The following is a 25,658-nucleotide window of genomic DNA, read 5'->3' on the forward strand; positions in this document are numbered from 1 at the left end:
GTCGGGAACATGAACGGATTTGTCATCAATTCTGAACCGGGGTGGTCTTTTTCGGCGTAATCCGGCGCGCACCCTCGACTGGTTCAGCGGATTTCAGACTGCGCAGAAAGCCGTTGAACTCGGCATTCTGCCGGGTGGACTGGCGCGCCGCCGAGATCACCAGATCAACCTGCTCCTCTGGCAATCGCAATCGGGTCGGGACTTCATAAAGCTTGTCGCGCATATCTGATGGCAATGGGTCAAAGTTCACCTCGCCCACAAACAGCTTCACATCCTGACAATCCCACCCCTCAAGCGAGCCGCGCAGTTTCTGCACTTCGGGCAAAGGCAAGGCGCAGCGCCAATCCACCAGATCAGAATGCCATTGGTCCAGCGACAACCGCAGCACGTCAAATCCGACGCGTGTGGCCGCGCCCATCGAAGAATTGGCAATCGACATGGCCAGCTCGACCCCGCCGGGCCCTTCGATCTTTTGCGTCCAGTCGTAGTCCTGCTGCACCCCGGCATTGGCCACAAGGAACATCATCCGGCGCATTTTGACCGCTTGTTTCGCGCTGAGCGGGCCATAATCATTCTGCGATTTCGCCCGTGCCACTGACAGCCCCGTGGTGCCGAAATTGTCGGTCACGGCCCCGTCCAGCAGTTTGACATATTTGACCTTGGACGGATCACGATAGCTCTCCAGTGCCCGCCCATACGCCCGCAGCGCCGAGGTCGCCTCGGGGTTGTTGCGCGCCGCGGTCAGCCAGTCCGGCTCGCGGTAATTGCAATCCTGATGGCTTTCCAGAACGATCGGTGAAAACACCAACGGGAACGCCGCCGATGCGGCCACAGCCTCGGACAAGGGCAGCTTGGTTAAATCGCTGCACAGCGCTGCAAATGTTTCCGGCGAAAACAGGAAAGGCGTGTTATTGGCCACGTCACTGGCATTGATCCACGTTTCAATCCCGGTCTTTTTCAGATCTGCAAAGGTCGCGTTTTTTAGGATGGTTTCGTCCAGAAACCGCGCAAATGTGGTCCGATTGTTGGCCCCGCCCGAAATTCCCTTGATCAACACCGAAGGATTGGCCGGATTGTTGGCCATATACTTTTCAGCGTCCTGAATAAGGTATGTCTCGCGGTAGCCCTTAAGCCCCTTGGGCCCGGTCAGCCCGTAATAGGCGGCCGTCACCGACCCGCCCGACACACCCGACACCAGCCGCACATATTTCAGCAAACCGTTGGCGCGCAGTTCTTCCAGCATGCCATAGGAAAACGAAGAGGCGCGCGTGCCCCCGCCGGAAAACGCCAGCCCTATGAAAACATCGTCGACAACATAGGTGGTTTGCGTGACCGCCCCGCCCGGAATACCCCCGCGCGACGTGACATTGATCGGCTCATTCACGACCGAGCAGCCCGCCAGCAATATGGCAGCAACAGCCCCCGCTCTTTGCAAAAGTTTTGTAATCAAATCTCGACCCAATTTGGATGCAGCAGCTTACATCGGGTCAACCTTAGGCCAAAGGCATTCCACAGCAAAGCCCTTGTCTTGCGGCAAAATATGCAGCTTGGCCCCGTGGCGCGCCGCAATCGCACGCACCAGCGCCAGACCAAGCCCGTGCCCGGTCACGCCGCGCGCCGGTTCGCCACGTGAAAAATGCTCAAACAACCGCTCTTTCAATTCAACCGGCACGCCCGGCCCGGTGTCCGTGACCCGCATCCGGTGCCGCCCGCCTGCGTGATCCAGCGTCAGCGTCACGCTGTCCCCCGCCCCGGTGAATTTCATTGCATTGTCCAGCAGATTGGCCACCATCTGCGAAATCAACGCACGATCCCCGACCACCCACAGGTTTGGCGCAATATCGGCCCCGACCTGCAAATCGCGCTCTTCGCCCAACGGTTCATACAACTCAAACAACTGTTCGCACAGCTCAGACAGGTTGACCGGCGCCAGCCCCGGCAAATCGCCGGTTGCAGCTTCGGCCGAGGCAATGTCCAGCAGGGCCTCAAACACCCGGACCGTGTCGTTCAGTTCGCCTTTCAGCCCGGCGACAACCGCGTCTTGCCCCTGCACCCGGTCCAGCCCCTGGCGGATGCGGTTCAGCGGCGTGCGCAGCTCGTGAGCAATGTTGTCAGACAGACGCGCGGTGGCGTTTTGCAGGGTCTCGATCCGGTCCAGCATGTCATGCACATGGGTCTCCAGCCGCCCGAATTCATCGTCGCTGCGCGCGCCGGGGATGCGCGCGCCCAGCGTGCCACCGGCCACCTGATCCACCACCCGGTTGACCCGGTCAATGCGGGTGATCACAAGGCGGCTGACCAGCCATCCCGCCAGAATGCTGAGCGCCACCATAATGCCCCCTGCCAGCGCAATGGTCGCCCGCATATCCGCCATCAATGCTTGTTTCTGTGCCAGCGATGTGGCCACAAGGATCGGAAACCCACCGGGCAGCGACCGCGCCACGCCCATGAACCGGCCCGACTCACCATTCGGTAGCGTATATTCGAACCATTGCACCGGATCAGCGGTAAATTCTGTTGCGCTTGTATCGACCCCCTTGGGCCAGTCTGGAATGTTGCCGCCCAGAAATGCGTGCTGTTTGTCCAGCAGCAAAAACACCCGGTCATAGCCAACCTGTGCATGCGCACGAAACTCCATCGCCTGCCGCAACGCCGGAATGCGACGTTGATCATACAAGGCGGAATACCCGTCCAGATCGGCCTGCAAAGCCTCGACCTGACGCGCATCAAAGGCGCGCGCAACCTGTCCGTATTGGAACCACAAACCGCCCAGCGACACCAACACCATCACACCGGCGATCAACACAGTCAAACGCAAACTGGCGGATTTCGCGGCCCGTGTCGGCATCAGTCAGGCCGCCTCTGGCGCAACTGGCGAAAATACATAGCCTTCGCCCCGCGCCGTGTGAATATAGGTCACGCCGGTATCCGCCTCCAGCTTGCGGCGCAACCGGCTGATATGCACGTCCACCACATTGGTGCCCGGATCGAAATGCAGGTTCCAGACCTCGGACAATAACTGCATGCGCGTCACCGATTCGCCCGCGTTCCGGGCAAAGAACGTCAGCAGGTCGAACTCTTTGGGTGTCACTTTTATGTGGGTCAGCTGGTAATGCACCGTGCGCGCCTTGAGCCGGATTTCCAGATCGCCAAATACCAACAGATCATTGTCGCTGGTCTGCATCCGGGCGCGGCGTAACAAGGCCTGCACCCGCGCGCGCAGCTCGTCCGCGTCAAACGGCTTGGCCAGATAATCATCCGCGCCGCGTTCCAGCCCTTCGATCTTGTTGGCGGCCCGGCCCAGCGCACTGACCACCAGCACCAGCGCATTGGACCCCGCACCGCGCAGCTTGGCAATCGCGTCGATCCCGTCACCACCGGGCAACATCCGATCCACAATGATCAGTTCAAAAACGCCCCCCGTCGCCGCCGCCAGCCCCGTGTCATACGTGTCTTCGATCTGCGTGTGACACCCCAGACCTTGCGCGACCTCTGCAATGGTTTCGGCGCTGACGGGATCGTCTTCGATAATCAGAACTGGGGGTTTGGTCATTGTAAAATTCCTTTCGCCAAGTTCAAAAGAGTACAACCGTTTCGTCAAGCACATTCGCACCGGACACAGGCCGCATCCGTCCGGGACGTGCCCAGGGGTCCAGAATTATGTGCTTGGTTGACCCGTCTGACATCTCAAGCAACAACAAAACCGGGCCAGTGATGCGAAAGCTCTCAAACACACCGTCGCCAACTGCAATACCGTTGACCGCCAGAATGCGGTCGCCGACCTGCAAGCCTTCATAATGCGCAAGGCTCTGCCCGGTCACCGACAGGATCACCCCGTCCATGCCAATCTGCATGCCGGTCTCCTCAAACCGGTATTCCTGACGGCGTGCCGGCTCGCCGCTTTGCGCCGCGCTGGTCGGGGTTTGGTCCCCTTTTGTCACTGTCACTTCGCGTGTGTTATCGCCCCGCTCCAGCACAACAACAAAACCGTCCTGCCCGGCCACGGCCTCAAGCGCAAAGGCCAGATCGCCAATCCGCTCTAACGGCTGCCCGCCCAGAGCGCGCAAGATATCGCCCGGTTGCACTCCGGCGCGCGCAGCCGCGCCGCCAGCGGCCACTGAATCCACCAACACACCGTCGCGCCGGTCCAAGCCCATTGCGGCGGCAATTTTTGGATTGATCGGACGCGTGCGCAAACCCAGTCGGGGCAAGTCCGTCGCCCCACCCTGTTCCAATCGCTGCACCATCTCGATCAGCAACCCGGTCGGGATCGCATAGGCAATACCGATAAAGCTGCGAAACCCGTCCGCGATCTGGCTGTTCATGCCCACAAGCCGCCCGTGTTCATCCACCAGCGCACCGCCCGAGCTGCCCGGATTGACAGCTGCGTCATGCTGAACCATGCGCACCGGCACATTGGCCTCAATCTGGCGTTCCAACGCCGACACAATGCCCCGGCTCAGCGAAAACTCGGCCTCATAAGGCGCGCCAATTGCGTATACGACCTGTCCCAGCACCACGCCCTGCCCCTCTGCCGGGCGCAGATACGCGTCAGACCGCGACACGCGCAGCACCGCGATATCGCGCACAGTATCGCGCGCAATCACCGTCGCAATCTCGCGGCTGCCATCCGCGCCGACGATCAGAACCGTGTCAGACGACCCCACCACATGCGCGTTCGTGATCGCCAGATCAGCGCGCAGAAACCGAAAGCCCGACCCCAGCAACCGCTCTTCAAGATCGTCAGAGCGCACCACAAAACTCGCCTCGACCGCCAGCCGCAAACCGGTGGCCGCCTGCGCCAGCTGGGGTGCCATAAACAGCCACAGCGGCAGGACCAAGATCAGAACAAAACGGGGCAGAATGCGCATGTCGGACTCCTCATGAAACCAGTGTCAAAACCTGCCACCACCCTAGCGAGCGCGCCCGGACAAGGCTCATGACAAATACGGTTAGATTTGGCGAAGATGCAGAATTCCGTTGCTCCACGGGAACATGCCTCCTTAGATTAAGGACAAGTTGATTGCACCGAGCACCGTTTTTCAGGAGAGTTTCATGACCTTCAAAGCCATTTGCACTGCCGCACTTGTGTTGGCAACCGGCATCACGGCGCAGGGGCTGGCCCATGCACAGACATCAGCGCAGCCAAGCCCGATCAGCGCGTTGCGCCTCTCTGCCGAGCTTTTCGCCATGGGACAAACCCAACAGGATCCCCTGCTTGTTCTTACCGCCGCCAAGCTGCGCAAGTCTGTGTCCTTGTCGCCCACAGACCGCGCGCCCACCGGCGGGCAGGTCGAGACGGGAACAACTCTGGAATGGCAAACCATGCTGGAGACAGCCGCCGCGCTGGCCGCCGCCGATGACGCACTTTTGGGGCTGATCGAAGATGTGCGGTTTGAGACCTCCAAAGGGGTTTCGGACGGCCCGGTTTACAGCGTTGCAATCATCGGCGCAGGCGGAACAGACGAATATGAATCGCTGCCCTTTACCGGTGGTGATTATGCCGAGATTTACGTTGAGGGCAAAGGCAACACCGACCTGAACCTTTATGTTTATGATGCTCAGGGAAGGTTGGTCTGTTCAGACACAGACATCAGCGACATCGCCTATTGCGGCTGGCGTCCGGCCACCACCAGCGGCTTTCGCATCGAAGTGCGCAACAAAGGCGATGCCAACAACCAATATGCGTTAATCACAAACTAAGGAGGATGGTCATGTCCCTGTTTCGCACAACATTCCTTGCCAGCGCCACCGCCGCGCTTTTGGCGCTGCCCGCGCTGGCGCGTGACAACCACGCCATCCTGATCGGCGCTTCGACCTATACCAATCTGGAAGAACGCTTTTGGCTGCGTGGTCCCGCCAACGATATCGATCTGGTGCAACGGTTCCTGACGACCTCGCCCAGCGCGCCATTTTTGCCGGACAATATCACCGTGCTGGCCGATGGGGTCGAAAACGCCGCCGCGCCCACGCTGGCCGCAATTCGTCAGGCCTTTGCCGATCTTGAGGCCCGCGTTCAGGACGGCGATTTTGTCTATCTGCACTTCTCCGGTCACGGCTCCCAAGCGCCCGCTACGGACCCGGACAGCGAACTTGACGGGCTGGACGAACTGTTCCTGCCGGTCGACATTGGCCCTTGGAATGACAGCGTCGGCACGGTTGAAAACGCGCTGGTTGATGACGAGATTGGCCGCATGATCGACGGGCTGCGCGCCAAGGGCGCCACTGTCTGGGCGGTGTTTGACAGTTGCCATTCCGGTACCGCCACCCGCGCTGCGCCCACCGGAGATGACGAAGTGCGCTTGCGCAAGCTCGACCCGTCCGCACTGGGCATTCCTGACCACATACTGGCCGACGCCGAAAGCACCTCGCGCGCGCTGCCCGATCCACGCGCCCGCGCCCAAAGCCCGGTTCCGGGCACGGATGAGGGCGGTTTTGTTGCCTTTTTCGCCGCGCAAACCAACGAAACCACCCCGGAAAAACGCCTGCCCAAAGGCAAAAAAGGCCGTCGCTCGCAGGGCGTCTTTACCTTTGTGCTGTTTGAAACCCTCGCTCAGAATCCCGGCATCACCTATCGCCAGCTGGGCCAGGAGGTACTGCGCCGGTATTCCGTGAAAAACATGGCCCGCTCGACCCCGATGTTCGAAGGCGATCTGGACACAGTGGTGTTCTCTGGCGAACCGGTCGCCCCCGTCACTCAATGGCCCGCCGGGATTGGCGACGGCATTGTCACCGTGCCCGCAGGCGCGCTGCACAACTTGACCGAAGGCGCTGAGCTGGCCCTGTTCGCGGCCGCCAGCGACGACGACGACGCGGTATTGGGCTATTTCCGGGTCGACTATGCCGACACGTTTTCAGCCGAGGTTGTGCCCATCGCCGCCAACGGCAAAGAGGCGATGGCCATGAACGACATCCCCAAAGGTGCCTACCTGCGCAAACAGGGCGAAAGCCTCGATTTCTCGCTCACCGTGGCCCTGCCTGAATCCGGCACTACAGACCAGTCTGCCGCGCTGGCTCAGGCGCTGGATATGATCCGCGACGATAGCGAGATGAACAGCCGCATCAACTTTGTCCCCGCCGGAGAAGACGCTGACATCCGCATGGCATTCCTGCCCGACAGCCCCCGCCCCGGCGCAGTTTGGCTGCTGCCCTCCACTGGCCTGTTTGATCCACAACACCCGGAACAAACCCCCTCAGTCGGCGTCGATGACAAATCCCCCGAGGACCTCGCGCTCACCTTGGAAGATACGCTGACCCACATGTCACGCGCGCTGAACCTGCTGAAAATCGGCGCGGGGTATGGCGTGTCCGATCTGGATGTCGATGTTGAACTGCGCACCCGCAACAAGCGCAACAAAAAAATGCGCGCGCTTGATACCGTGGCGGTGCCCAAGCTGATCCCCGGTGACGAAGTGCATATTCTCGCGCAGAACAACACCGATCAGCCGGTGGATGTGAACGTGCTGTACGTGGGCAGCGACTATTCCGTCAGTCACTTTTTCTCGGGGCGCATGCAACCCGGCGACAGCCTGAAAAAGGGTCTGTTGCGCATCACTGATACGGCCTTTGGCCGCGACCGCGTGATCATGGTGATCACCCCGGCGAAACCGCAATCCGTGGTCGAAAACCTTGCCTTTATGGAGCAGGACGAACTTGAAACCACACGTGGCGAGGCCCCCTCCAGCCTTGCCTCGGCCTTTATGCAGGCCGGATTTGGCAGCGTCACCCGGGGCGCCATCGCGCTGGACGACGAAACCGACGGCCCCGGCGGGCAAGTGTTGCAATTTGAAATCGACGCTGTTCCGGCGGGTGGGTAATCATGCTGTGCCGTCTGGTGCTGTATCTGGCCACGATGGTCACGCTCGGCGGATTGGCCTGCCAAACCGAGGCCGCGCCGCGCGCTGTGCAACCAACGCTTCTGGACGAAGCGTTTCAGGCGGCGCAATGGGGGTTCCTTTCCTCTGCGGGCAGCGCGCTGCACCAGACCAGCCAACGCCTTGCGGCTGGCGACGACGCGCTCGCCAAAGCGTTGCAACAGCGTCAGGTTCTGGCCGATCAGGTCGAAACCGCCGAGGCCGCGCTGGCCCGGCTGGGCACCGATGATGCGGGCAATGCACGCGCCGAATTCACCCGTCTGGCCGGAGACATCACCCAGCTGAACACCCGAGTCGCGGCGCTTGATGCAGACATCTCTCGGGACTTTCCTGACTTTGACCAAAAAGCCCGACCGCGCCCGCTGTCTGTGCCGGATGTACAAAGCCACCTTGAGCCAGACGAGGCGCTTTTGTTTGTCTATTCTGGCGAACGACGCAGCTTTATCTGGCTGGTCACACCCGAACTGGCCACATGGCACCGCCTGTCGCTGGGCACACCCGAACTGAGCGATTCTGTGGCGGCCATCCGTCAGTCGCTTCAGGCAGGCGCAACCCTGCGCGGCGCCGAAGCGATGGATGACGACTTTTCCGCAGAGGCAATCCCGGCTTTTGACCGGGTCAATGCGTGGCTGCTTTATGCCGAACTGATCTTTCCGATTGAGCCCTATCTTGCTGATATCAAACACATATACACAGTTGTGGACGGCCCGCTCAGCGGCCTGCCCCTGAGCCTGCTGGTCACGGATATTCAGATCAAAGGTGAAGACAATGACCCCGAGGCGTTGCGCAACACCGGGTGGCTGTTTCAGCGTCACGCGCTGACCACTTTGCCCTCTGTAGAAAGCCTCGCACTTGTCACCCGCGCCGCACCTGCGCCCGGCGCTGATCAACTGGCGTTTCTGGGTTTTGGTGACCCGGTGTTTTCCGGCGCAGTCTCCAACACGTCTGACGGTCAGTTCTTTCGCTCCGGCGGCGCCGATCTGGACAGCATCCGCGCGTTGGCGCCCCTGCCTAACACAAGGCGCGAGATAAACCGGCTGGCTGACGTACTGGGACGCGACCGCAGCGCCATCCACCTTGGTGCAGACGCGTCCGAACATGCGGTGCGCGCCGCACCGATGAACCGCGCTGATGTGATTGCTTTTGCCACCCACGGGCTGCTGTCGGGTGAATTGCGCGGGCTCGCGGAACCGGCGTTGGTGCTGACCCCGCCTGACAAAATTGAACCGGGCAATGACGGCCTGTTGACCAGTTCCGAGATTGCCAGCATGTCTTTTACTGCTGATTGGGTGGTGCTGTCGGCCTGCAACACTGCCGGCAGCGATGGCCGCCCCGACGCCGAAGGCCTGTCCGGGCTGGCGCGTGCCTTTCTGCTGGCAGGCGCGCGGTCGCTCCTGGTGTCGCACTGGCCGGTGCGCGACGATGCCGCCGCCCGGCTGACCACCGACACATTCACCGCGCTCAGCGCCGCCCCCGGCACGCGCCGAAAATCCGAGGCCCTGCAACAGGCCATGCAGACCCTGATGCAGGATGAAAGCGACCCCAGCCTGGCCCACCCCGCCGCGTGGGCCCCTTTTGTCGTTGTCGGACATGGGGGGTATTGATGCGCATTCTTCTGGCTCTTTGTCTGACCTGCCTGCTGCTGGCACCACCTACCAGCGCACAGGACCAACCTGAAACGCTGGATGCGGCGATGGCAGACCTGGACAAGCTGTTTGAACGCGGCGCCAGTTTTGACGAAATTGCGCTCAAGATCACATCGCTCCTGCAAACCGCCAAGGCGTCTGGTGTGATCAACCCGGATTTTGCTATTTTCTATGCCATGCTGGCCGATCACCTGCGCCTTGAAACCGACAACCCGGCCTATGCATTGCAAGTTGCCGAAGAGGGGCTGGCGTTGATCGCGGGCAACCCCGAACAGGCCGATTTCCGCGCCGCGCTAATGGCCTCGCGCGCCTATGCGCTGGCCGATATGGGCCGTCTGTCCGAAGCACATTCCACGCTGATACTGGCGCTTCCAACCCTGATCACGTCCTTTGGTGAGGATACAGTTGGCGACTATCAGGCCCATGCCGACCTGTGGGCAGAGGGGCAATTGTCCGACTTCAACCAATCAGCGCTCGACATCGCCAAAGAGACGCTACAAGCGGCCTATGACGCCCTGAATGCGGGCGCTTATGGCCGGGTTCTGGTGCTGTCGGGTTCCGCGCTTTTGCCAATGGACACGAGCTTTGCCGAGGCGGATCTGCGCGGCACCAATCTTGAGGCGGAAAAGCTGACCGGCGAGGCGTTGTTCAAACTAGGACGCCACCGCGAAAGCGCCAACGCCTATCTGCGCGCGCTGGGCTATATGACCCAAACCCCGTGGCAACTCAGCGGCATACCCGACTGGTGGGGCACCCTGTCCCCCGAAATCTCTGACATCGGATTTGACGTGTTCGACGGCCTTGCAGGGGCCGCCGCCGAGATCAACCGCCCCGACGTCCAAGAGGCGGCGTTGGCCGCGGCCTTTGACCTCGCAAAATCGCCACGCCAGCGCTATTCGCTGCTGCAACGTCAGGCCAGTCTCGCGCATGCGGATGGCCGTCCGGACGAGGCGCTGGATCAGCTGACACAAGCCCGCAACATCGCGCTGGATGCGGGGCTCGAAATCGACGCATTGGTTGCAGAGTTCTACAGCGAAATGGTCATTATCTACGACCAGCTGGGCGACGGTGTACCGTTTGACACAACCCGCTTTATCGACGTCACCGATCGCGTGCTCAAGGCACATCAGGACAACCAGATCGCCGGGCGCGACTTCTTTCTCTACAGCGCCGCCAATGTGCTTAAACACGGCACTGTGCCCGAAAAAACGCTGGAATACGCCCGTCAGGCGCTGCAATGGCGTCAGGCCGATCTGGCACGCAAATCCGACACCAGCTTTGGCGCCACACAAGGCCGCCGCGCCAGCCGCGATACGCTGGAACTGTTCTTGCATGCGGCGCACACAGCCGCCTCGGCAACCGATCACCCGGGCCAAAGTGCCGAAGACTGCCCCAAGGACGACGCCTATACAAGCTGCCTGATTGTGATGCGCTCGAGATGATCCGGCGCGGGCAGATAACCATCCAAAAAAGGCAGCCCCAACCGGACCTGCCCTTGTGTTTTTCTAGTCCGCTGAAGGGCTAGTTTTTGCCCTGCGCCTCCAAAACCTCACGGTTCTTTTCACGCAGCCGCCACGCAGCCCCCATGCTGTCTTTCAGGTTCTCCGGCAGCGCATCCAGCGGCACAACCAGATCGCTGTCGACTGGCCACTTGGTCAGCAACTCAGGATGATACCCTTCGGGATAGTAGATCTCGGGATCAATCTCCATCTCACGTACGTATGCCTCTTGAATGTCCTCCCGCGCATGCGGCGGCTTGGGCACAATCAGCTGACCATTTGAGAAATCGAACTGAGGCGCGCGCGAATTCGGGAACCGGGGCAAAATGCCTTCGCGTACCCAGATCTGATCTTTGGTCACGTTCACAACGATCCCGTCCGGCGCACCAAAATGATACGGCCCCTTCCAGTGTTCCCGGATTTCCGCAACGGTTTCCTCGATCTGATAGGGATCATAGCTCATGTGCGTGTTCATCAGCAGCCGTGGCTGAACCAGACTGGCAATGTACCCGGCGGCATAACTGGGCGTGTGATGCGTATCCACGGTATAGCGCCCCAAAAACGGCGGCACGCCCTGAACTCCAGACGAAATCTCGATGATTTCCTGCTGTTGCTCGGTCACGAAAACATCACAACCCTTGGCATAAGGAATGTCGATCATGTTGGGCCGACCGTCCCCTGTCCAGATAAAGCACAGACCGTTCCAATCCAACCGATAGCCAGACGCGCCGTCCTTGGCATGGCTGCGTTGCCAGTGGGTGACCTGTACGCCGTCTTCGTCGTAGATTACGCCGCCATTGTCGCGGAAATCAAATTCATTGACGATGATATCCCAGCCTTTTCCGACCGGAAACACGCTGAACGCGTCCCGGTGCCAGCCGGTCATCATCTTCATGCCTTTCACCATGGTCGCGGTGCCGTATTCTTCGGTTCGCCCTGATGGGCCATGCACGGTGAGCTGTTCATGCCACCCCCCGGCCCAAGTACCAAACATCCACAGATAAGGCAGGCCGCCAAAGTGGTCGACATGCAAGTGAGTGATGAACACGTCCGAAATTTCATTCAAGGCATAGCCACTGGCAATGATATTGGCGGGTGACCCCTCACCAATGTCGAACATAAAGATTTTGCCATTGCCCAACTCAACGAGAATGGCGGTATTCATCTGGCCCGGGCGAATGAAAGGCGCGGACCCCATAAAGATGATCCGCATCTCATTGGGTTGCACGTCCTCAGTACGCGGAAACCAGTTTGCGGCGCTCTGTAACCAGGGTTGCGGCGAAATTCCCTCAAACGTCAGACCTTCCTTCCAGCGCCCCATCGGAACACCGCCGCCCAGCGCGGCCTGAATATCCTCTGTTGAAGACGGGTCCTGAACCTCGGGTGGTTGCGCACCAACTGGCGCAGCCAGCGCAATAGCCATCAAGACGGCCAACCCTGACGCGGCGTTCCGTATGCGTTTCATCGATTTTCCTTCCGCAAAGTTCTCATCCGTCCTACGCTACTACCCAAGCGCGGAAATCATGATCGATTTTGCGCAATTTCCAAGACGATCAGACGCGAATTTTGCACCTTTGAATTTAGTCGGCCAAAAGGCATTCAACAGTTGAGCGAGCAGGGAAACTTACTTCTTCAGACGTCTTTTGCGGATGTAGATCACTTCTGCGATGCCGCTCGATTATGGGACTTGGACTTTGCGCCGTTAGCTAAGTCCCCCGACGGCGACATTGTGGCCGATTTGTTTCAAGCCCGCTATGGACAAGTAGACTTCGGATCCTCGGTTATCAGGTCCGCTCTGATGCAAGCCGGAGCTCCCCCTGCCAAGCGTCACACATTTGTCCTCCTCCCCCCTACAATGAATGACCTTTGGTGGCGTCATCAGTTTGTGTCGAACAACAATATATTGGTTTTCCACGAAGGCGCAGATTTAAACTGTTTGTCCGGGCCGGATTTTAATAATTTCTGTTTGTCGATCGACGAAACCTATGTCGAACGGGTGGCCGAACGCGAACATATCCGGTTGCCCGCACTGCATCGGCGACCAGAGGTGTTTCGCCCGGCTCCAGCCCTTTATGCGCGCGCGCTTCATCTGGCGCAGGCCTGCGTTCTTCAGGCTTCAGAAGCCACGGTTTCCGCGGTCACTGACATCACAGATCACCTGACGGTTTCATGGGTTTTGCATGCCGGCATTCATCAGGGCGCCCGCCACGAACGCGCCCATGAACGCGCCTTGCGCCAAAGCCTCGAATTGATCGGAGACACCCCGCATCAACAACATACCGTGGCTGAACTCTGCAGAATTGCCGGAACATCCAGACGCACGCTTGAAACGGCATTCCGCGACCATCTGGGGGTCAGCCCCGCAGCCTTTATGAAACTACGCCGCCTGTCAGGTGCACGCCAGGATTTGAAACGCCGTACGTCAAATTCCGCGCGTGTGGGTGACATCATGGCACGCCACGGGTTCAGTCATGTTGGCCAGTTTGCTACCGACTACCGCGCCGCGTTCGGAGAACGCCCGTCTGACACGCTCAACAATGTCAATTAGGGCGAGGCGGATAGGCAAATCCATACTGCTGAAATACCGACGGAATACCGACGCAGCGCCGACGCGGGTTTTCAACCTATCCCAGTTCCATTGTCGCGATGGCCGCTAAGGTCCCCGACGCCACTGGCGGTGTGCCCCGCCACATGCGCGCGGTTGCGAAGCTGCTCTCAAATCCAGCCCCAATCAATGTATTGGTCAGCGCTGTATTTTCGGACGGTACATCAATAATCACATGGTCCGACGGCAAAGCCTGTAGCGCACCTTTGGTCAGTTCCAATGCCTGTGCCGTGTCCGGCGCGATCACCGGACCAACCTTGACGCCCTGACGGCACCGCCGGATCGTGGCAAACCCCGTCACCTCAGACCCTGAACATAGAACAAGCGTTTTGCGCGTGTCTGTTTGCGCGATCCATGCGTTCAGAAACCGGGGCCGCGTGACACCGTTGGCCTGTTGATCCAACGTCGAAATGACACCCGCATCCGCATCATCGGCCAGGCGCACATTCCGGCTGGCAACCGGGGGTAGCACCCCTTCATAACGAACAGATGACCCGGTTTTGACAAATCCGGACTTGGCATAATTGGCTTGCTGATCGGCCACACCGTCCAACCCAACAGTCCGCGTTCCCGCATGGTCGAGTGCATGTTTCCAAAGAGAATACCCAATGCCCTGCCCACGGAATTCCGGGTGGCACAGGTACAGACCAAGAAACGCAAACTCAGCAGAATGCGCGACCACCGAGATCGCCGCAACCAACGCGCCGCCTTGCTCTGCTACAAAAAAACCGTCCGGGTCCGCCGCAAAGAACCCCGCCGCATCGCCCAGCCCGGGGTTCCACCCTTCGTCGGCGGCCCAATCCAAAATCTGCGCCAGGTCCTTCAAATTCGCGATGCGCATATTCATCCCGGTTCCCTTGTCTGTCTCGTCGCTACGCGGCGCTGTCACGATGTCATCCCATCGCCCCATGTCAAGACGATCAATGCGCAGAATTTGGATGGGGTTAACGGCAAGCGTCCGCTTCAAGTCGGAAGCGAACGCTTGCTTGGGTCAGTCTGCCCCCAGTTTTCGAGGAGAGGCGGGGGCAGATCGACGGGGATTAATGTGTCGCTTCGATTTTCGAGAAATCCAGCGCGTTTTCCTCAGGCGAGCCTTTGATCGAGGCGACCTCTGCGCGCTTCTTCGTGAAGATATAGACGACGCAGGCCAGATAAATCCCGACGACAACCGCGCCAATCCACTGGATTTGCAGCCACTGAGATTTGAACAGCAGCGTCAGACCGAACAAGACAGCGACATTCGCCGCCACGTAACCCGCTTTACCCATCCTTGCCGGGGTCAGTGACAGGTTATCCGAATACAGACGGATCAGGCTGTCCAGCGAGTTAATCACAAACGTCACACCAACAATCACCATCGAGATGTTCAGCAGGCCAGTGGTATCAATACCATTTGAATAGTAAAAATACAGAACCGAAAACCAGACCGCGAGCGGGATAGACGGAATGAATAGAAGCGCCAGCAACAGGTATTGAGTGCGCATGCCGCCAACAAATCGCGATGTGAACTGACCAATCATGATCGACCATGCGAACCACCAGAACAGGTAGAATTCGTGGTAATCGTTGATGGGTGTTACAAATTTGTGGATGTTGGTGAAATAGCCTGAAGTGAGTTCCCCCAATTTGGTGGCCATCGCGCCGAGACCCATGCCTGCATAAAGCCACATGAACACGATCAGGCCCAGGAACATCACCGTTGATCCGACGCTAAGCACGCGCACAAATTTGATGTCGGTGCTGGAATAGGCGGCAGCCAGGATCACACAGAACACAACCACATAGAATGTCGTCAGAACAGTTTCGCCGTCTCCGATCTCGGGCACATAGAAGGGCAGATAGACCAGAAACAAGCTGGCTGTGAATGCACATGTGCCGACGATGACAATGTTGTTGAGGATTTTCACAAAGGGAATTTCAAAGAATTTCACCCGTGGCTCGACAACACAAAAGTAGAAACTGGTCAGGAAATAAAAGCCCCAGATCAGAAAGCCCCAAAACCCAAATTCAATCGCCAGTGGGTTGGTAAAACCATAATCCCCGACGTTTTCAGGGTTGGCATAGGTTGGGAATTCTCCCAGCGGGAACATGATCAGCCCCACATCCAGCCCGGACGTGAACAAAATCGCCATAAAGGTGAACAGCGGCACCGGGGTCACGCCGATCACGCGCAGGTTCCACCATTTCACGACGCAGATCGTGACCAGCGCAAGCGCCAGCACAATCCCAAAGGTGATAATTATCGACAGCAAAGTCGCCATTAAAAGTCCCTCCCGTTTGACTCAAAAAATCAAGCCTCAGTTCCGCGTTTCCCTAGCGATAAATTGGCCATTCATTCAATTTATTGATTACTGATACCGAAAATTGCACATTTGTGCTATATTTTTTTCGATGTATGACTCTCCAGACCTCGGGAGACGCATAAAATGACTCGTTCCACGATCAGTGAAATTCGCCGCGAAGAGCTGATTCAGGCCACAATTGCGGCCATCTATGAACAGGGGTTTGCTGATCTGACTGTTTCGCGAATTGCAAAAGATGCTCAGGTGTCAACCGGCAGCATTCACTACTATTTTGGAGGAAAAGAGGCCTTGCTTGAGGCGACCATGCTTCATCTTTTGAACGCCCTCAAAACCGCGCATCATAGCTGGTTGAAAGATGCCAAAACCCCAGAAGAGCGACTGCACGCAGTGGTGCAGGCCAACTTTGACGGGTTTTTTCTGTCGAAAGAAACATGCCGGGTATGGACGCAGTTCTGGGCCTTTGCGCCATACCATCCCAAGCTGGCGCGCCTTCATCGGATTAACCGCGCACGTGTGAAAAGCAACGTTATGTTTTCTTTGCGCGAACTTGTTCCGTCACAGGATCTGACCGTTAAGACAAACGCGATTCAGGGCTACATGGATGGTGTCTGGGTCCAGATCGCGCAATCGGCAGAAACGCTGAACCTGCCGGATCTGCAAAGCGAAGCCACACTGTTTGTGAACCAGACCATTTGGAACGGTTCACAAAGCAGAATGTGACGCGCCAAGTGCAAAGAGTTGACGCTTAATGTGACAGAACTTGATCCAAGAAGGTACGCGTCCGTTCGTTTCCCGGTGACGTAAAGAACGTTTCCGGATCGTGTTCCTCAATGATTTCACCGGCATCCATAAAGATGACGCGATCCGCAACCTTGCGGGCAAACCCCATTTCGTGGGTCGCACAAACCACGGTCATGCCTTCGCGGGCCAAAGTTTCCGTTACGTCCAGAACTTCGCCGATCATCTCGGGTCAAGCGCGGGTGTCGGTTCGTCAATCAAAAGGATTTCGGGTTTCATGCACAGGGCGCGGGCGATCGTCACGCGTTGCTGTTGGCCCCCGGACAATTGGCCGGGGAATTTCGCCGCCAGATTGGCGATCTGCACCTCTTTCAGAAACGCCATTGCGGTGGCTTATGCTTTGGACAGAGAGTCCTTGCGGGCCACCATCGGGGCTAGCCTACAGTTTTCCAAAATCGACAAATGTGGGAACAGGTTGAAATGTCGGGAACACATGCCAACCTCGCGGCGCATTCCCTCCATGTTGGACGCATCCGCATTGATCGGATCACCATTGATCCGGATTTCACCGGACTGGTGTACTTCCAGCTGATTAAAAGTGCGGATCATCGTTAATCTACCCGATCCCGACGGACCACACACAACGATCTTTTCGCCCTTTTCCACTGTCAGATTGTTGTCTTACAACGCATGGAACGGGGCATAGAAATTATTGACGTCTTTCATTTCTACTGCGGCGGTCATGCGTGATCCTCTCGGTTACGGTTTGACGGCGGCGGTGACAATAATCTCAACTTTCAGGACATCCCGGGCGAGTTTGGCTTCGCCACAGGCACGCGCGGGCGCATGCCCCGCCGGCACCCAAGCATCCCAAACGGCATTCATTTCGGCGAAATCGGCCATATCAGAAAGCCAGACAACCGCCTGAAGGATATGCTCGCGATCCGATCCGGCTTCGATCAAAAGCGCGTCGACGCGCGACAGACAATCGGCGGTTTGTTCGGCAACGCTGTCGCCAGCACCAACCTGACCACACAAATATGCGGTTCCGTTGTGCTTAACGATTTTGCTCATGCGTTCAGAGGTGTGAATGCGTTCAATCATTTGGTTTTCCACTCAAATTTCGCGCCGCAAGGGCGTTGCAGTCTTCGGTCAGGATCAAAGGGTCGTCAATCGCCGCTGGTATTTTGTAAGTTTCGCCATTGGCGATTTTCTGCTTCGTCCCACGCAGCACTTTACCCGACCGCGTCCTGGGCAGGCGTAGCACAGGCACAGCAAGCTTGAACACCGCCATCGCACCGATTTTGGCGCGCAAAAGCTGAACGAGCTCTTTTTCTAAATCCGCAGGATCACCATCAAACCAACACCCATCGGATCCCTTGTCTGCGTTAAACGCAGACGTCGGTGGCGTGAATCAATCAATTGCCTCGGAGGCACTGGCCCAAAAAGCCGCTGGTTCAGCCTGCCACGCGGCCTAGGTCTCCGGATAATTCGACATTATGGCATCAGCACGTGTAGTTCATACCGATGCGACCACCATCGATATAGATGGTTTCCCCGGTGATATATTTTGCTTTATTGCTGGCCAGAAATGCGACGGCATCGCCAATGTCGCGCGGTTCTCCAATACGTTTCAGCGGAGTGCGTGACATGACCATTTTCATGGCTTCAGGGTTCGCGTTCACACCAGCCATCATTTCGGTATCAATCGATCCGGGCCCCACAGCATTCACACGAATGTTGTGCGGCGCAAGGGCAAGCGCAGTTGCCTTGGTCAACTGCATCACGCCGCCCTTTGACGCGCAATACGCAGGAATTGACGGGATCGCCACAACCGCATTGACCGACGACATGTTCACAATCGCGCCTTCGATATTCTTGGCCACCATGGTTTTGGCCGCACGTTGCAACGCAACAAACGTCCCGGTCAGGTTCACATCAATCACCTTTTGAAAGCTCTCGATCGAGGTTTCAAGAAAATCACCGGGCATCGCGATTCCGGCATTGTTCACAAGTATTTCAACATCGCCGTGCTCGGCTTCGATGGTGTCGAACATGGCATTGATCTGGGCCGCGTCGCCCATGTCACAGGTCATACCCACGGCACCGCCGCCCAGTTTTTCTGCCGCTGCCGCGACACCTTCGGCGTTAATGTCAGCCAAAATCAGCTTGGCGCCATCTTCTGCGAGGGCCTCTGCACAGGCGTAGCCGATGCCTTGGGCGGCGCCAGTGACCAGCGCGATTGGTTGTTTGCTCATATCGTTTCCTATTTCTTCAAACCGTAAAGCTCGGTCGCTTGTTCTTCTGTAATAAATCCGGCGGCCAAATCTTCGGCCACCCCTGCTTTGTCGCGCTCGCTTGGGTCGCCGTAACCGCCCCCACCCGGGAGGCTCAGTTTAAGACGTTGACCATTTTTGATCAATTGACGGCCTTTGCTGCGTAGCTTGGTGCCGTCCGACAGTTCGACGCGACCCTGAGCGCCCGCAAGCCCACCCTCGCGGCCCCGCGCTGCATTTTCAACACGATCAAACATTGCGTTGAAATAAAAATCATAACCTTCGCGTGGTTCGATCTCGATAATCTGGCCAAGACCGCCACGGAAAGCCCCCGCGCCGCCAGAGCCTTCTCGCAAGTCCTTGCGCCACACAGTAATCGGGCCAACGTGCTCAGTTGCTTCGACGCTCATGGTGGACACACCCGACGGGAACGCGGTGGCTGACAAGCCGTCCAACGTCGGGCGCGCACCCGTGCCGCCCGAGTTAAACATCAACACCTCAGCATTAGGCAGGCCGCTCTCGGATTCGCTTGCCCGTGCGGAAATTTGAATATTCCAAAGCGCGCTGGCACCTTCTGCTGGCACCGTGTTCGGCAACGCCTGATGCAAGGCGCCCAATACCACATCAGGCACCAAATGCCCTAAAACGTGACGCACGGACACCGGTGCCGGACGGCGCGCGGCCAGAATGCAACCTTCTGGGGCCGTGATTTCAAATGGTTCCAGCGACCCCGTGTTATTGGGAACCTCAGGCGCAATCGCACATTTCAGACCATAACAGGCATAGGCCCGCGTATAGACCTCGGGGACGTTCACGCCAAAACGGCTCATGCCTGATGTGCCGTCAAAATCTGCCTTGATCTGATCGCCCTTAATATCCAGACGTACAACCATGTTCACTGGCGCGTCATAACCATCAACCTGCATGGAATGATTGAACGTGCCATCGGGTACTTTGGCAATGGCTTCGTGCGTTGCCTTGCGCGATGTTTCGATCACGAAATCAGCAAGACCATCAATATCTGCAATGCCAAATTCGCCCATCATGGTTTGCAACCGACGATCGCCCGCTTCGTTACAGGCGGCCAGCGAATACATGTCACCCACCACCTGATCAGGTTCGCGCACGTTTGAACGCACCAATCGAATAAGATCTTTGGACACGTTCCCGCGTTCCGCGAATTTCATGATCGGGATCAACAGACCCTCTTCATAAACTTCGTTGCCGTCGGGTCCAAATCCGCGACCGCCAATATCAACAACATGGGCGGTACAGGCAAAGAACCCGATGTGCTTACCATCGCGGAATGATGGCGACACAACAGTAATGTCGTGCAGGTGGCCTGTGCCAAGCCAAGGGTCGTTGGTGATGAACACATCCCCATCGAACACGTTTTCAGGCCCGATTTCGCGCACAAAATGGGTCACACTTTCGGCCATGGCATTTACGTGCCCGGGCGTGCCGGTCACCGCTTGTGCCATCATGCGACCGTTGCGGTCAAACAACCCTGCCGAAAGATCACCCGCCTCGCGCACCGATGTGGAAAACGCGGTACGGATTAAGGTTGTCGCCTGCTCTTCGACAACCGAAATCAAACGGTTCCACATGATTTGATAGTCAATTGCGGTCGGGCTCATACTGTGTCTCCCTTGCGGCGCAACAGCAGACTGCCGTCACCCTGGCCAATCGCGGTATAGGCAGATGTGACAATTGTTGTGGTCTCGTCTTCGATAATCACGGCGGGACCTTCGACAGATTTCCCGGCGCTCATTTCCTGACGCTCGACTTCGCGTGCCGCTACAGATTTACGCAATGCCGCATCATAAAATTGACGCGTGCAGCGTTTGTTTGCAGCCACACCGCGGTCAAACCGCGCAGCCTTGTCGACCTCGGGCAGCACCGACGCCACCACAAGCGACCAGTTTGTGATCTCGATGGCAAGGCCGTCAATGATACGGCCAAACAGCACGCGATAGGCCTCCTCAAAGGCGTCTTTGATCTCGGATTTGTCAGCATCCGCAAAAGTTTTGTACGGCAATGCCACCGGAATTTCCCAACCCTGTCCTGCGTAACGCATGAACGCGGTCAGCTTTGATGTGGTGTCGGCATCCTTGGCCCCGACTTCAACAAAGGCCCGCGCCTCTTGTTCAAGCTCGGCAAGGGCTGCGTTCACTGCTGCCCCGTCAAACGCTGCGAGGCGTTGGAACAGACCGCGCGTTGCCTCGTAACTGAACGGCGCCCTGAGGAACCCAATCGCCGAGCCAACCCCAGCCCCGGGCGGGATGATCAGATCCCGAATGCCCAGTTTTTCGCACAACCTGCAAGCATGAAGCGGCGCGCCGCCCCCAAAGCCGATCATCGTGAAATGCTCGATGTCGCGCCCGTTTTCAACAGTATGAACACGCGCCGCATTGGCCATGTTTTCATCCACCACTTCGGTCACACCAAAGGCGGCATCGCTGCTTTGGATACCCAATGGCGCGCCAAGTTTCGCGGCCACGGCGGTGTCGGATGCATCCGCATGCAACTGGATCGCGCCACCTGCGAAATTGTCCGGGTCAAGCCGCCCCAACAACAGGTTCGCATCCGTCACGGTCGGTTCCTCACCACCGCGCCCGTAACAGGCCGGCCCGGGTTCCGATGCAGCAGATCGTGGCCCAACCTGGATGCGGTTCATGCTGTCGATTGAGGCGATGGACCCACCGCCGGCACCAATTTCAACCATCTCAACAACCGGGGTCGACACGGTCATGCCCGACCCTTTTTTGAAACGATATGTGCGTGCGACTTCAAAAGTGCTCGCGGTTTTTGGAGCCCCGTCTTCGATCAGACAAATCTTGGCAGTGGTGCCGCCCATGTCAAAGCTCAGCACCTTGTCCAGATCATGTGCCCGTGCGAAATCGGCGGCAAAGATGGCGCCGCCCGCAGGCCCTGATTCCAACAGACGCACGGGTTGTTCTGCCGCCGTCTCGACCGAAATAAGCCCGCCACCCGAGTGCAACATAAACACAGGCGCCGTAACGCCATTATCGCGCAAACGCGCGACCAAACGGCCCAGATAGTCCGCCACCTGCGGCTGAACATAGGCGTTTACGATCACCGTGTTAAAGCGTGGCAATTCCCGCATTTGGGGCGAAATCACCGAGGATATCGAAATCGAAAGGTCCGGCGCAGCCTGACGCAGTGCATCGGCCATCTGACGTTCGTGGCTGTCATTGGCATAAGAATGCATCAGGCCAATCGCCACCGCATCAAAGTCACCTGCCAGCACGGTTTGCACCATGGCATCGACTTCGTCCTGCGCGAGCGGCAAAAGAACTTCACCATTGGCTCCAATGCGTTCGTTCAGCGTAAACCGGTCCTGACGTGGCACCATCGGTTTGGGCAGGCTCAGGTTCAGGTCATATTGTTCAAACCGGTTCTCAGACCGCATTTCGATGACGTCACGAAACCCTTCGGTGGTGATAAACGCCAGCTTTGCGCCCCGGCGTTCAATCAGAGAATTTGTCACCAACGTTGTACCGTGGATCACCTGTTCAATGTCGCCCAAAGCGATGCCTGCCTGCGTTGCGGCCAGAATAATACCGTCCAGAATCGCTTGTTCGGGCTGGGTATAGTTGGTCAGCACCTTACAGGTCGACAGGCCATTCGCATGCTGCAATGCCACATCCGTAAAGGTGCCGCCGATGTCTACGCCCACGCGTGTAGAAGCCAGTGTCATAGTCAAATTGCCTTTAGGATTTGCTTAGCAGTGAAAGCGGTTTGATACAGTCGCGAAACAATTGGCGCACTTTTTACCGTAGACGTTTCGGTCATCGGAAGTGGGAGATCAGCGCGATCCATTCCCGTCAACAATTGTGACATGGTGCGCCCAAACAGTGTTCCGGTGGTGATCCCGCGCCCGTTATAGCCGATTGTCGTGAAGAGGTTTTTCTCAAGCTCATGGATACGTGGCAGATGGTCGGGTGTCATCGCAATACGGCCTGTCCACGCTGCTTCGAATTCAACATAACCCAGCGTCGGGAAAAGGCGCGCGATTTGTTTGCGGGCCCATCTTTGCGAAATACCCTGGTTGATGTCACCCAGTACCTTACCCATCGAGCCGATCAACAAACGATCATACGCATCCCGGCGCAGGTTGAACATGATCTGTCCCGTGTCCCAAAGCCCTTGTTTGCCGGGCATGATATGCGCCGCTTCCGGTCCAAGCGGTTTCGTTGCGAACTGGAAATAGTTGATCAGCGTGAAGTTCTTTTTCAAACCGGGCCACAGATCATCCGTATAGGCGTTTGTGCCCAGAACAACCGCTTTGGCTTTGACGGCGCCTTTGTCCGTTTCAACGATCCACAGATCGCCATCTTTGGATAGCTTTGTGGCGCGGACCTTGGTGCTGATCCTGGCGCCTGCGCTAAGTGTCGCACGCGCAAGGCCGCGCACATATCCCATCGGGTTGATCGTGCCCGCGCGGTGGTCCAGCAAACCGCCGTGGAAAACTGTGGTGCCCACCATTTCGGACACTTGTTCCCGCGACAGCAAATCAACCGGTTCCCCCAAACGTTGCCATTCTTTGTGACGGTCCTGAAGATCGCGGAAACCCGATGGCGCATGCGCTCCGTGGATCGTGCCGGTTCTGGTGACCTCACACCGAATCTGATGTTTTTCAATCAAAGAGAATACATATTCCGGGCCTCTGCAAAACATTTCGAGAAACCGGGGACCACAGGACTCGCCCAGCTTTTCACGCACTTTCTGTGGTGGGAGCCAAAGCGCAGCGTTGACAAGACCACAGTTGCGCCCCGATCCACCATAGCCGATCTGTTCCGCCTCAAGCACATGGGCGGACAAGCCCTCATTGGCGCAATGAAGCGCAGAAGACAGGCCCGTGAACCCGCCGCCGATAATAACAACGTCCAGGACACCCTGAACATCCAATGGAGCATGAAAGTCGTCTTCGACAGCGGACGCGTTCCAAAGTGAAATAGCATCTTGCCCACTCATCATAAGAATCCCTGACTAAAACGGAATGGCGGTGTAGGTGTGAAAAGGTTGCAACAGCTTTGCACATGCGTCAACATACGAAATATGTGTTCCATATATCAGCACGAAAGCGCGTTATGAAAAAACTCAAAATGTCATCAGGCGACATGGTGAAAGCGGCAAGATCACGCATCGAAGAAATTGAAACCAGCGACCTGATCGCGATGCTGGACGATCCGAATGTTGTTGTGGTCGATATTCGTGACCCGCGTGAACGTCAGCGCGGCGGTTTCATCCCCGGAAGTGTGCACGCCCCACGTGGCATGGTCGAATTCTGGGTCGACCCCGACAGCCCCTATTTCAAGGAGATATTCGCGGAGGACAAAAAGTTTGTGTTCCACTGTGCATCTGGTTGGCGCTCAGCTCTGACAACTGCAACATTGCAGGACATGGGTTTTGAAGCTGCTCATCTCAAAGAAGGCTTTTCCACTTGGGAAAGACAAGGCGGCCCCGTCGAATTCCCGGAAAAGAAAACCTAGACTAAGACGGCTATTTCGCGCGGTTAATTCAGACTCGCGCGGAACATTTACCGACGCGCCAGTTTTTCAGAAACGCTTTCGGCGCAGTTCGCGACAAGGGCACCGTATTTTTCGACACCACCATCGGGCATGCTCACATCGGGCAGCGAAACGCCAAGCGATGCAATCGCCTCGCCATTTGGCAATGTAATTGCTGCACCAAGGCTCCAGATACGTTCGCGGAATTCGCCCCTGTCCACGGCATAGCCACGCGCAATTGTTTCATCCATGTCCTTATCCAAAGCCGTAATTGACGTAAGTGTTTTGTCCGTGTGACGCGTCAATTGCGTTTTGACACGTTCGCGTAGCTTGCCATAATTCGCTGATAAAATCGCCTTGCCGGTGCCCACACAATGAATGGGGACGTTACCACCGATGGGGCTCCAGGATCGGATCGGTTTTTGACTTTCGATCTTGTCGATATAGATAATTCCAAGGTTTTCAGGCACCGCAAGATAGATCGTCTCACCAGTTTCTCGCGACAGAAACGACATCTCAGAGGACGCCAGTTCGCGCAGATTCAGGTTATCCACCGAAGCGCGCCCGGTTTGCCACATCTTCAACGTCGCAGCATAGGCCTTGTTGTCCAGATGCTTGACATAGCCAAGCGTCGTCAGGCTTTGCAAAAGACGAAATGTGTTGGATTTCGTCAGCCCCAGTTCCACTGAAAGCTCTGTCACGCCCTTGCCCTTTTGGGAATGAGCCAGATTCTCAAGAATGCTCAGCCCTTTGGACAGTGTCGAGTCGACTTTGGGTGTTTTCGGGGCGTCTTCGGTCATAAAGCGTTACTCCAATTCCGCGGTCGTATCAGGTTCCGCGAGAAACAGGAAGTCAGGGGCAACATGCGCCTTTATTTCCGGCGCGGGCCCCTCAAATTTGAACATCTCCAACAGAGTGGAATGGGCCGCAATGCCCTGCGACAGGGACGACGTTCGGTGATCGTGGGTCAATGCATTGGGATTGCCGAGACGGTCCCGATTTTGCGGGGCCGCGAAATCCGGATCATACCACGCACCGGTCCATAAAAAGACACATCCCTCGCGGATTTCATCCGTCACTTTGGCCCCGACAAGGCACCGCCCGCGATCATTAAACAGCTCTACAATATCCCCTGACACAATCCCGCGTGTTGCGGCATCGTTTGGATGGATCAACACAGGTT

The 25,658-nt window shown here is 57.5% G+C and carries 21 protein-coding genes and 2 pseudogenes; 7 read left to right on the forward strand and 16 right to left on the reverse strand.

The features are described from left to right. Positions 1–25: 25 nt before the first annotated feature. The 4 genes from ABJI08_RS02020 to ABJI08_RS02035 form a co-directional block, all read right to left on the reverse strand. A complete protein-coding gene (locus ABJI08_RS02020; RefSeq protein WP_348400160.1) occupies positions 26–1,405 on the reverse strand; it encodes a patatin-like phospholipase family protein in 1,380 nt (459 codons plus the stop codon). 72 nt (positions 1,406–1,477) lie between these two features. Beyond that, positions 1,478–2,848, reverse strand: coding sequence for an ATP-binding protein (locus ABJI08_RS02025; RefSeq protein ID WP_348400161.1), 1,371 nt, complete (start codon positions 2,846–2,848; stop codon positions 1,478–1,480). Positions 2,849–2,851: 3 nt separating this feature from the next. Beyond that, complete coding sequence (locus ABJI08_RS02030; RefSeq protein ID WP_348400162.1) at positions 2,852–3,553, reverse strand: response regulator transcription factor; 702 nt, start codon at positions 3,551–3,553, stop codon at positions 2,852–2,854. Between the two features lie 22 nt (positions 3,554–3,575). Next, on the reverse strand, positions 3,576–4,871 hold the full coding sequence (locus tag ABJI08_RS02035) for a trypsin-like peptidase domain-containing protein (RefSeq protein ID WP_348400163.1): 1,296 nt from the start codon (positions 4,869–4,871) through the stop codon (positions 3,576–3,578). A gap of 184 nt (positions 4,872–5,055) precedes the next feature. On the opposite strand from ABJI08_RS02035, the gene ABJI08_RS02040 reads away from it, so the two are divergent. From ABJI08_RS02040 to ABJI08_RS02055, 4 genes are read left to right on the forward strand one after another with little or no spacing between them, the layout of a single operon-like run. After that, positions 5,056–5,703: a hypothetical protein gene (locus tag ABJI08_RS02040; protein WP_348400164.1), complete on the forward strand. Its 648-nt coding sequence runs from the start codon at positions 5,056–5,058 to the stop codon at positions 5,701–5,703. An 11-nt stretch (positions 5,704–5,714) separates the two neighbouring features. Beyond that, positions 5,715–7,817: a caspase family protein gene (locus tag ABJI08_RS02045; protein WP_348400165.1), complete on the forward strand. Its 2,103-nt coding sequence runs from the start codon at positions 5,715–5,717 to the stop codon at positions 7,815–7,817. Positions 7,818–7,819: 2 nt separating this feature from the next. Then, entirely contained in the window at positions 7,820–9,478 is a 1,659-nt protein-coding gene (locus ABJI08_RS02050; RefSeq protein WP_348400166.1) for a CHAT domain-containing protein, read from the forward strand. Further along, positions 9,478–10,962, forward strand: coding sequence for a hypothetical protein (locus ABJI08_RS02055; RefSeq protein ID WP_348400167.1), 1,485 nt, complete (start codon positions 9,478–9,480; stop codon positions 10,960–10,962). The genes ABJI08_RS02050 and ABJI08_RS02055 overlap by 1 nt, the downstream gene beginning before the upstream one ends. 79 nt (positions 10,963–11,041) lie before the next feature. On the opposite strand, the gene gntH is transcribed toward ABJI08_RS02055, so the two are convergent. Then, the gene (gene gntH, locus ABJI08_RS02060; RefSeq protein ID WP_348400168.1) at positions 11,042–12,484 is read right to left on the reverse strand and encodes a guanitoxin biosynthesis MBL fold metallo-hydrolase GntH; all 1,443 of its coding nucleotides are present in this window, start codon (positions 12,482–12,484) and stop codon (positions 11,042–11,044) included. Between the two features lie 390 nt (positions 12,485–12,874). On the opposite strand from gntH, the gene ABJI08_RS02065 reads away from it, so the two are divergent. Then, positions 12,875–13,567, forward strand: coding sequence for a helix-turn-helix domain-containing protein (locus ABJI08_RS02065; protein ID WP_348400169.1), 693 nt, complete (start codon positions 12,875–12,877; stop codon positions 13,565–13,567). Positions 13,568–13,643: 76 nt separating this feature from the next. Here ABJI08_RS02065 and ABJI08_RS02070 read toward each other — a convergent pair whose 3' ends face one another. Beyond that, entirely contained in the window at positions 13,644–14,591 is a 948-nt protein-coding gene (locus ABJI08_RS02070; RefSeq protein WP_348400170.1) for a GNAT family N-acetyltransferase, read from the reverse strand. A gap of 73 nt (positions 14,592–14,664) precedes the next feature. After that, positions 14,665–15,873, reverse strand: a complete 1,209-nt coding sequence (locus ABJI08_RS02075) for a BCCT family transporter (protein WP_348400192.1) — start codon at positions 15,871–15,873, stop codon at positions 14,665–14,667. Positions 15,874–16,050: 177 nt separating this feature from the next. Here ABJI08_RS02075 and betI point away from each other — a divergent pair, with 177 nt between their 5' ends. Then, entirely contained in the window at positions 16,051–16,647 is a 597-nt protein-coding gene (betI, locus tag ABJI08_RS02080; RefSeq protein WP_348400171.1) for a transcriptional regulator BetI, read from the forward strand. Between the two features lie 25 nt (positions 16,648–16,672). Here the strand turns inward: betI and ABJI08_RS02085 are convergent. The 7 genes and pseudogenes from ABJI08_RS02085 to ABJI08_RS02115 form a co-directional block, all read right to left on the reverse strand. Continuing rightward, a pseudogene (locus ABJI08_RS02085) lies at positions 16,673–17,409 on the reverse strand (amino acid ABC transporter ATP-binding protein). Between the two features lie 15 nt (positions 17,410–17,424). Continuing rightward, positions 17,425–17,769, reverse strand: a complete 345-nt coding sequence (locus tag ABJI08_RS02090; protein WP_348400172.1) for a RidA family protein — start codon at positions 17,767–17,769, stop codon at positions 17,425–17,427. Beyond that, positions 17,762–17,998: pseudogene (prpE, locus tag ABJI08_RS02095) on the reverse strand (propionyl-CoA synthetase); the annotation flags it as partial. The gene ABJI08_RS02090 and the pseudogene prpE, both read right to left, overlap by 8 nt. Before the next feature lie 172 nt (positions 17,999–18,170). Beyond that, complete coding sequence (locus tag ABJI08_RS02100) at positions 18,171–18,923, reverse strand: SDR family oxidoreductase (protein WP_348400173.1); 753 nt, start codon at positions 18,921–18,923, stop codon at positions 18,171–18,173. Between the two features lie 8 nt (positions 18,924–18,931). Continuing rightward, positions 18,932–20,578 carry a hydantoinase B/oxoprolinase family protein gene (locus tag ABJI08_RS02105; RefSeq protein ID WP_348400174.1) on the reverse strand — a complete coding sequence of 549 codons (1,647 nt, stop codon included), beginning with the start codon at positions 20,576–20,578 and terminating at the stop codon, positions 18,932–18,934. Then, a complete protein-coding gene (locus tag ABJI08_RS02110) occupies positions 20,575–22,662 on the reverse strand; it encodes a hydantoinase/oxoprolinase family protein (RefSeq protein WP_348400175.1) in 2,088 nt (695 codons plus the stop codon). Before ABJI08_RS02110 ends, ABJI08_RS02105 begins: the two co-directional genes overlap by 4 nt. A 2-nt stretch (positions 22,663–22,664) precedes the next feature. Continuing rightward, positions 22,665–23,939 (reverse strand): FAD-binding oxidoreductase, encoded by a 1,275-nt coding sequence (locus tag ABJI08_RS02115; protein ID WP_348400176.1) that lies wholly within the window; start codon positions 23,937–23,939, stop codon positions 22,665–22,667. A 116-nt stretch (positions 23,940–24,055) separates the two neighbouring features. Here ABJI08_RS02115 and ABJI08_RS02120 point away from each other — a divergent pair, with 116 nt between their 5' ends. Then, positions 24,056–24,457: a rhodanese-like domain-containing protein gene (locus tag ABJI08_RS02120; RefSeq protein WP_348400177.1), complete on the forward strand. Its 402-nt coding sequence runs from the start codon at positions 24,056–24,058 to the stop codon at positions 24,455–24,457. Between the two features lie 47 nt (positions 24,458–24,504). Here ABJI08_RS02120 and ABJI08_RS02125 read toward each other — a convergent pair whose 3' ends face one another. Next, the gene (locus ABJI08_RS02125) at positions 24,505–25,275 is read right to left on the reverse strand and encodes an IclR family transcriptional regulator (protein ID WP_348400178.1); all 771 of its coding nucleotides are present in this window, start codon (positions 25,273–25,275) and stop codon (positions 24,505–24,507) included. 6 nt (positions 25,276–25,281) lie between these two features. Then, positions 25,282–25,653, reverse strand: a complete 372-nt coding sequence (locus ABJI08_RS02130; protein ID WP_348400179.1) for a molybdopterin dinucleotide binding domain-containing protein — start codon at positions 25,651–25,653, stop codon at positions 25,282–25,284. Between the last annotated feature and the right edge of the window lie 5 nt (positions 25,654–25,658).

Origin of the sequence: Shimia sp., from assembly GCF_039969785.1 — a bacterium.
In the GTDB taxonomy this organism is placed as follows: domain Bacteria; phylum Pseudomonadota; class Alphaproteobacteria; order Rhodobacterales; family Rhodobacteraceae; genus Shimia.

What these genes read in the sequence shown, in the direction of transcription:
- betI (WP_348400171.1), top strand. Translation starts at nt 16,051, where the DNA reads ATGACTCGTTCCACGATCAGTGAAATTCGCCGCGAAGAGCTGATTCAG.
- ABJI08_RS02030 (WP_348400162.1), bottom strand. Translation starts at nt 3,553, where the DNA reads ATGACCAAACCCCCAGTTCTGATTATCGAAGACGATCCCGTCAGCGCC.
- ABJI08_RS02035 (WP_348400163.1), bottom strand. Translation starts at nt 4,871, where the DNA reads ATGCGCATTCTGCCCCGTTTTGTTCTGATCTTGGTCCTGCCGCTGTGG.
- ABJI08_RS02050 (WP_348400166.1), top strand. Translation starts at nt 7,820, where the DNA reads ATGCTGTGCCGTCTGGTGCTGTATCTGGCCACGATGGTCACGCTCGGC.
- ABJI08_RS02120 (WP_348400177.1), top strand. Translation starts at nt 24,056, where the DNA reads ATGAAAAAACTCAAAATGTCATCAGGCGACATGGTGAAAGCGGCAAGA.
- ABJI08_RS02090 (WP_348400172.1), bottom strand. Translation starts at nt 17,769, where the DNA reads ATGATTGAACGCATTCACACCTCTGAACGCATGAGCAAAATCGTTAAG.
- ABJI08_RS02110 (WP_348400175.1), bottom strand. Translation starts at nt 22,662, where the DNA reads ATGACACTGGCTTCTACACGCGTGGGCGTAGACATCGGCGGCACCTTT.
- ABJI08_RS02105 (WP_348400174.1), bottom strand. Translation starts at nt 20,578, where the DNA reads ATGAGCCCGACCGCAATTGACTATCAAATCATGTGGAACCGTTTGATT.
- ABJI08_RS02025 (WP_348400161.1), bottom strand. Translation starts at nt 2,848, where the DNA reads ATGCCGACACGGGCCGCGAAATCCGCCAGTTTGCGTTTGACTGTGTTG.
- ABJI08_RS02115 (WP_348400176.1), bottom strand. Translation starts at nt 23,939, where the DNA reads ATGAGTGGGCAAGATGCTATTTCACTTTGGAACGCGTCCGCTGTCGAA.
- ABJI08_RS02055 (WP_348400167.1), top strand. Translation starts at nt 9,478, where the DNA reads ATGCGCATTCTTCTGGCTCTTTGTCTGACCTGCCTGCTGCTGGCACCA.
- ABJI08_RS02100 (WP_348400173.1), bottom strand. Translation starts at nt 18,923, where the DNA reads ATGAGCAAACAACCAATCGCGCTGGTCACTGGCGCCGCCCAAGGCATC.
- ABJI08_RS02065 (WP_348400169.1), top strand. Translation starts at nt 12,875, where the DNA reads ATGAATGACCTTTGGTGGCGTCATCAGTTTGTGTCGAACAACAATATA.
- ABJI08_RS02040 (WP_348400164.1), top strand. Translation starts at nt 5,056, where the DNA reads ATGACCTTCAAAGCCATTTGCACTGCCGCACTTGTGTTGGCAACCGGC.
- ABJI08_RS02045 (WP_348400165.1), top strand. Translation starts at nt 5,715, where the DNA reads ATGTCCCTGTTTCGCACAACATTCCTTGCCAGCGCCACCGCCGCGCTT.
- gntH (WP_348400168.1), bottom strand. Translation starts at nt 12,484, where the DNA reads ATGAAACGCATACGGAACGCCGCGTCAGGGTTGGCCGTCTTGATGGCT.
- ABJI08_RS02125 (WP_348400178.1), bottom strand. Translation starts at nt 25,275, where the DNA reads ATGACCGAAGACGCCCCGAAAACACCCAAAGTCGACTCGACACTGTCC.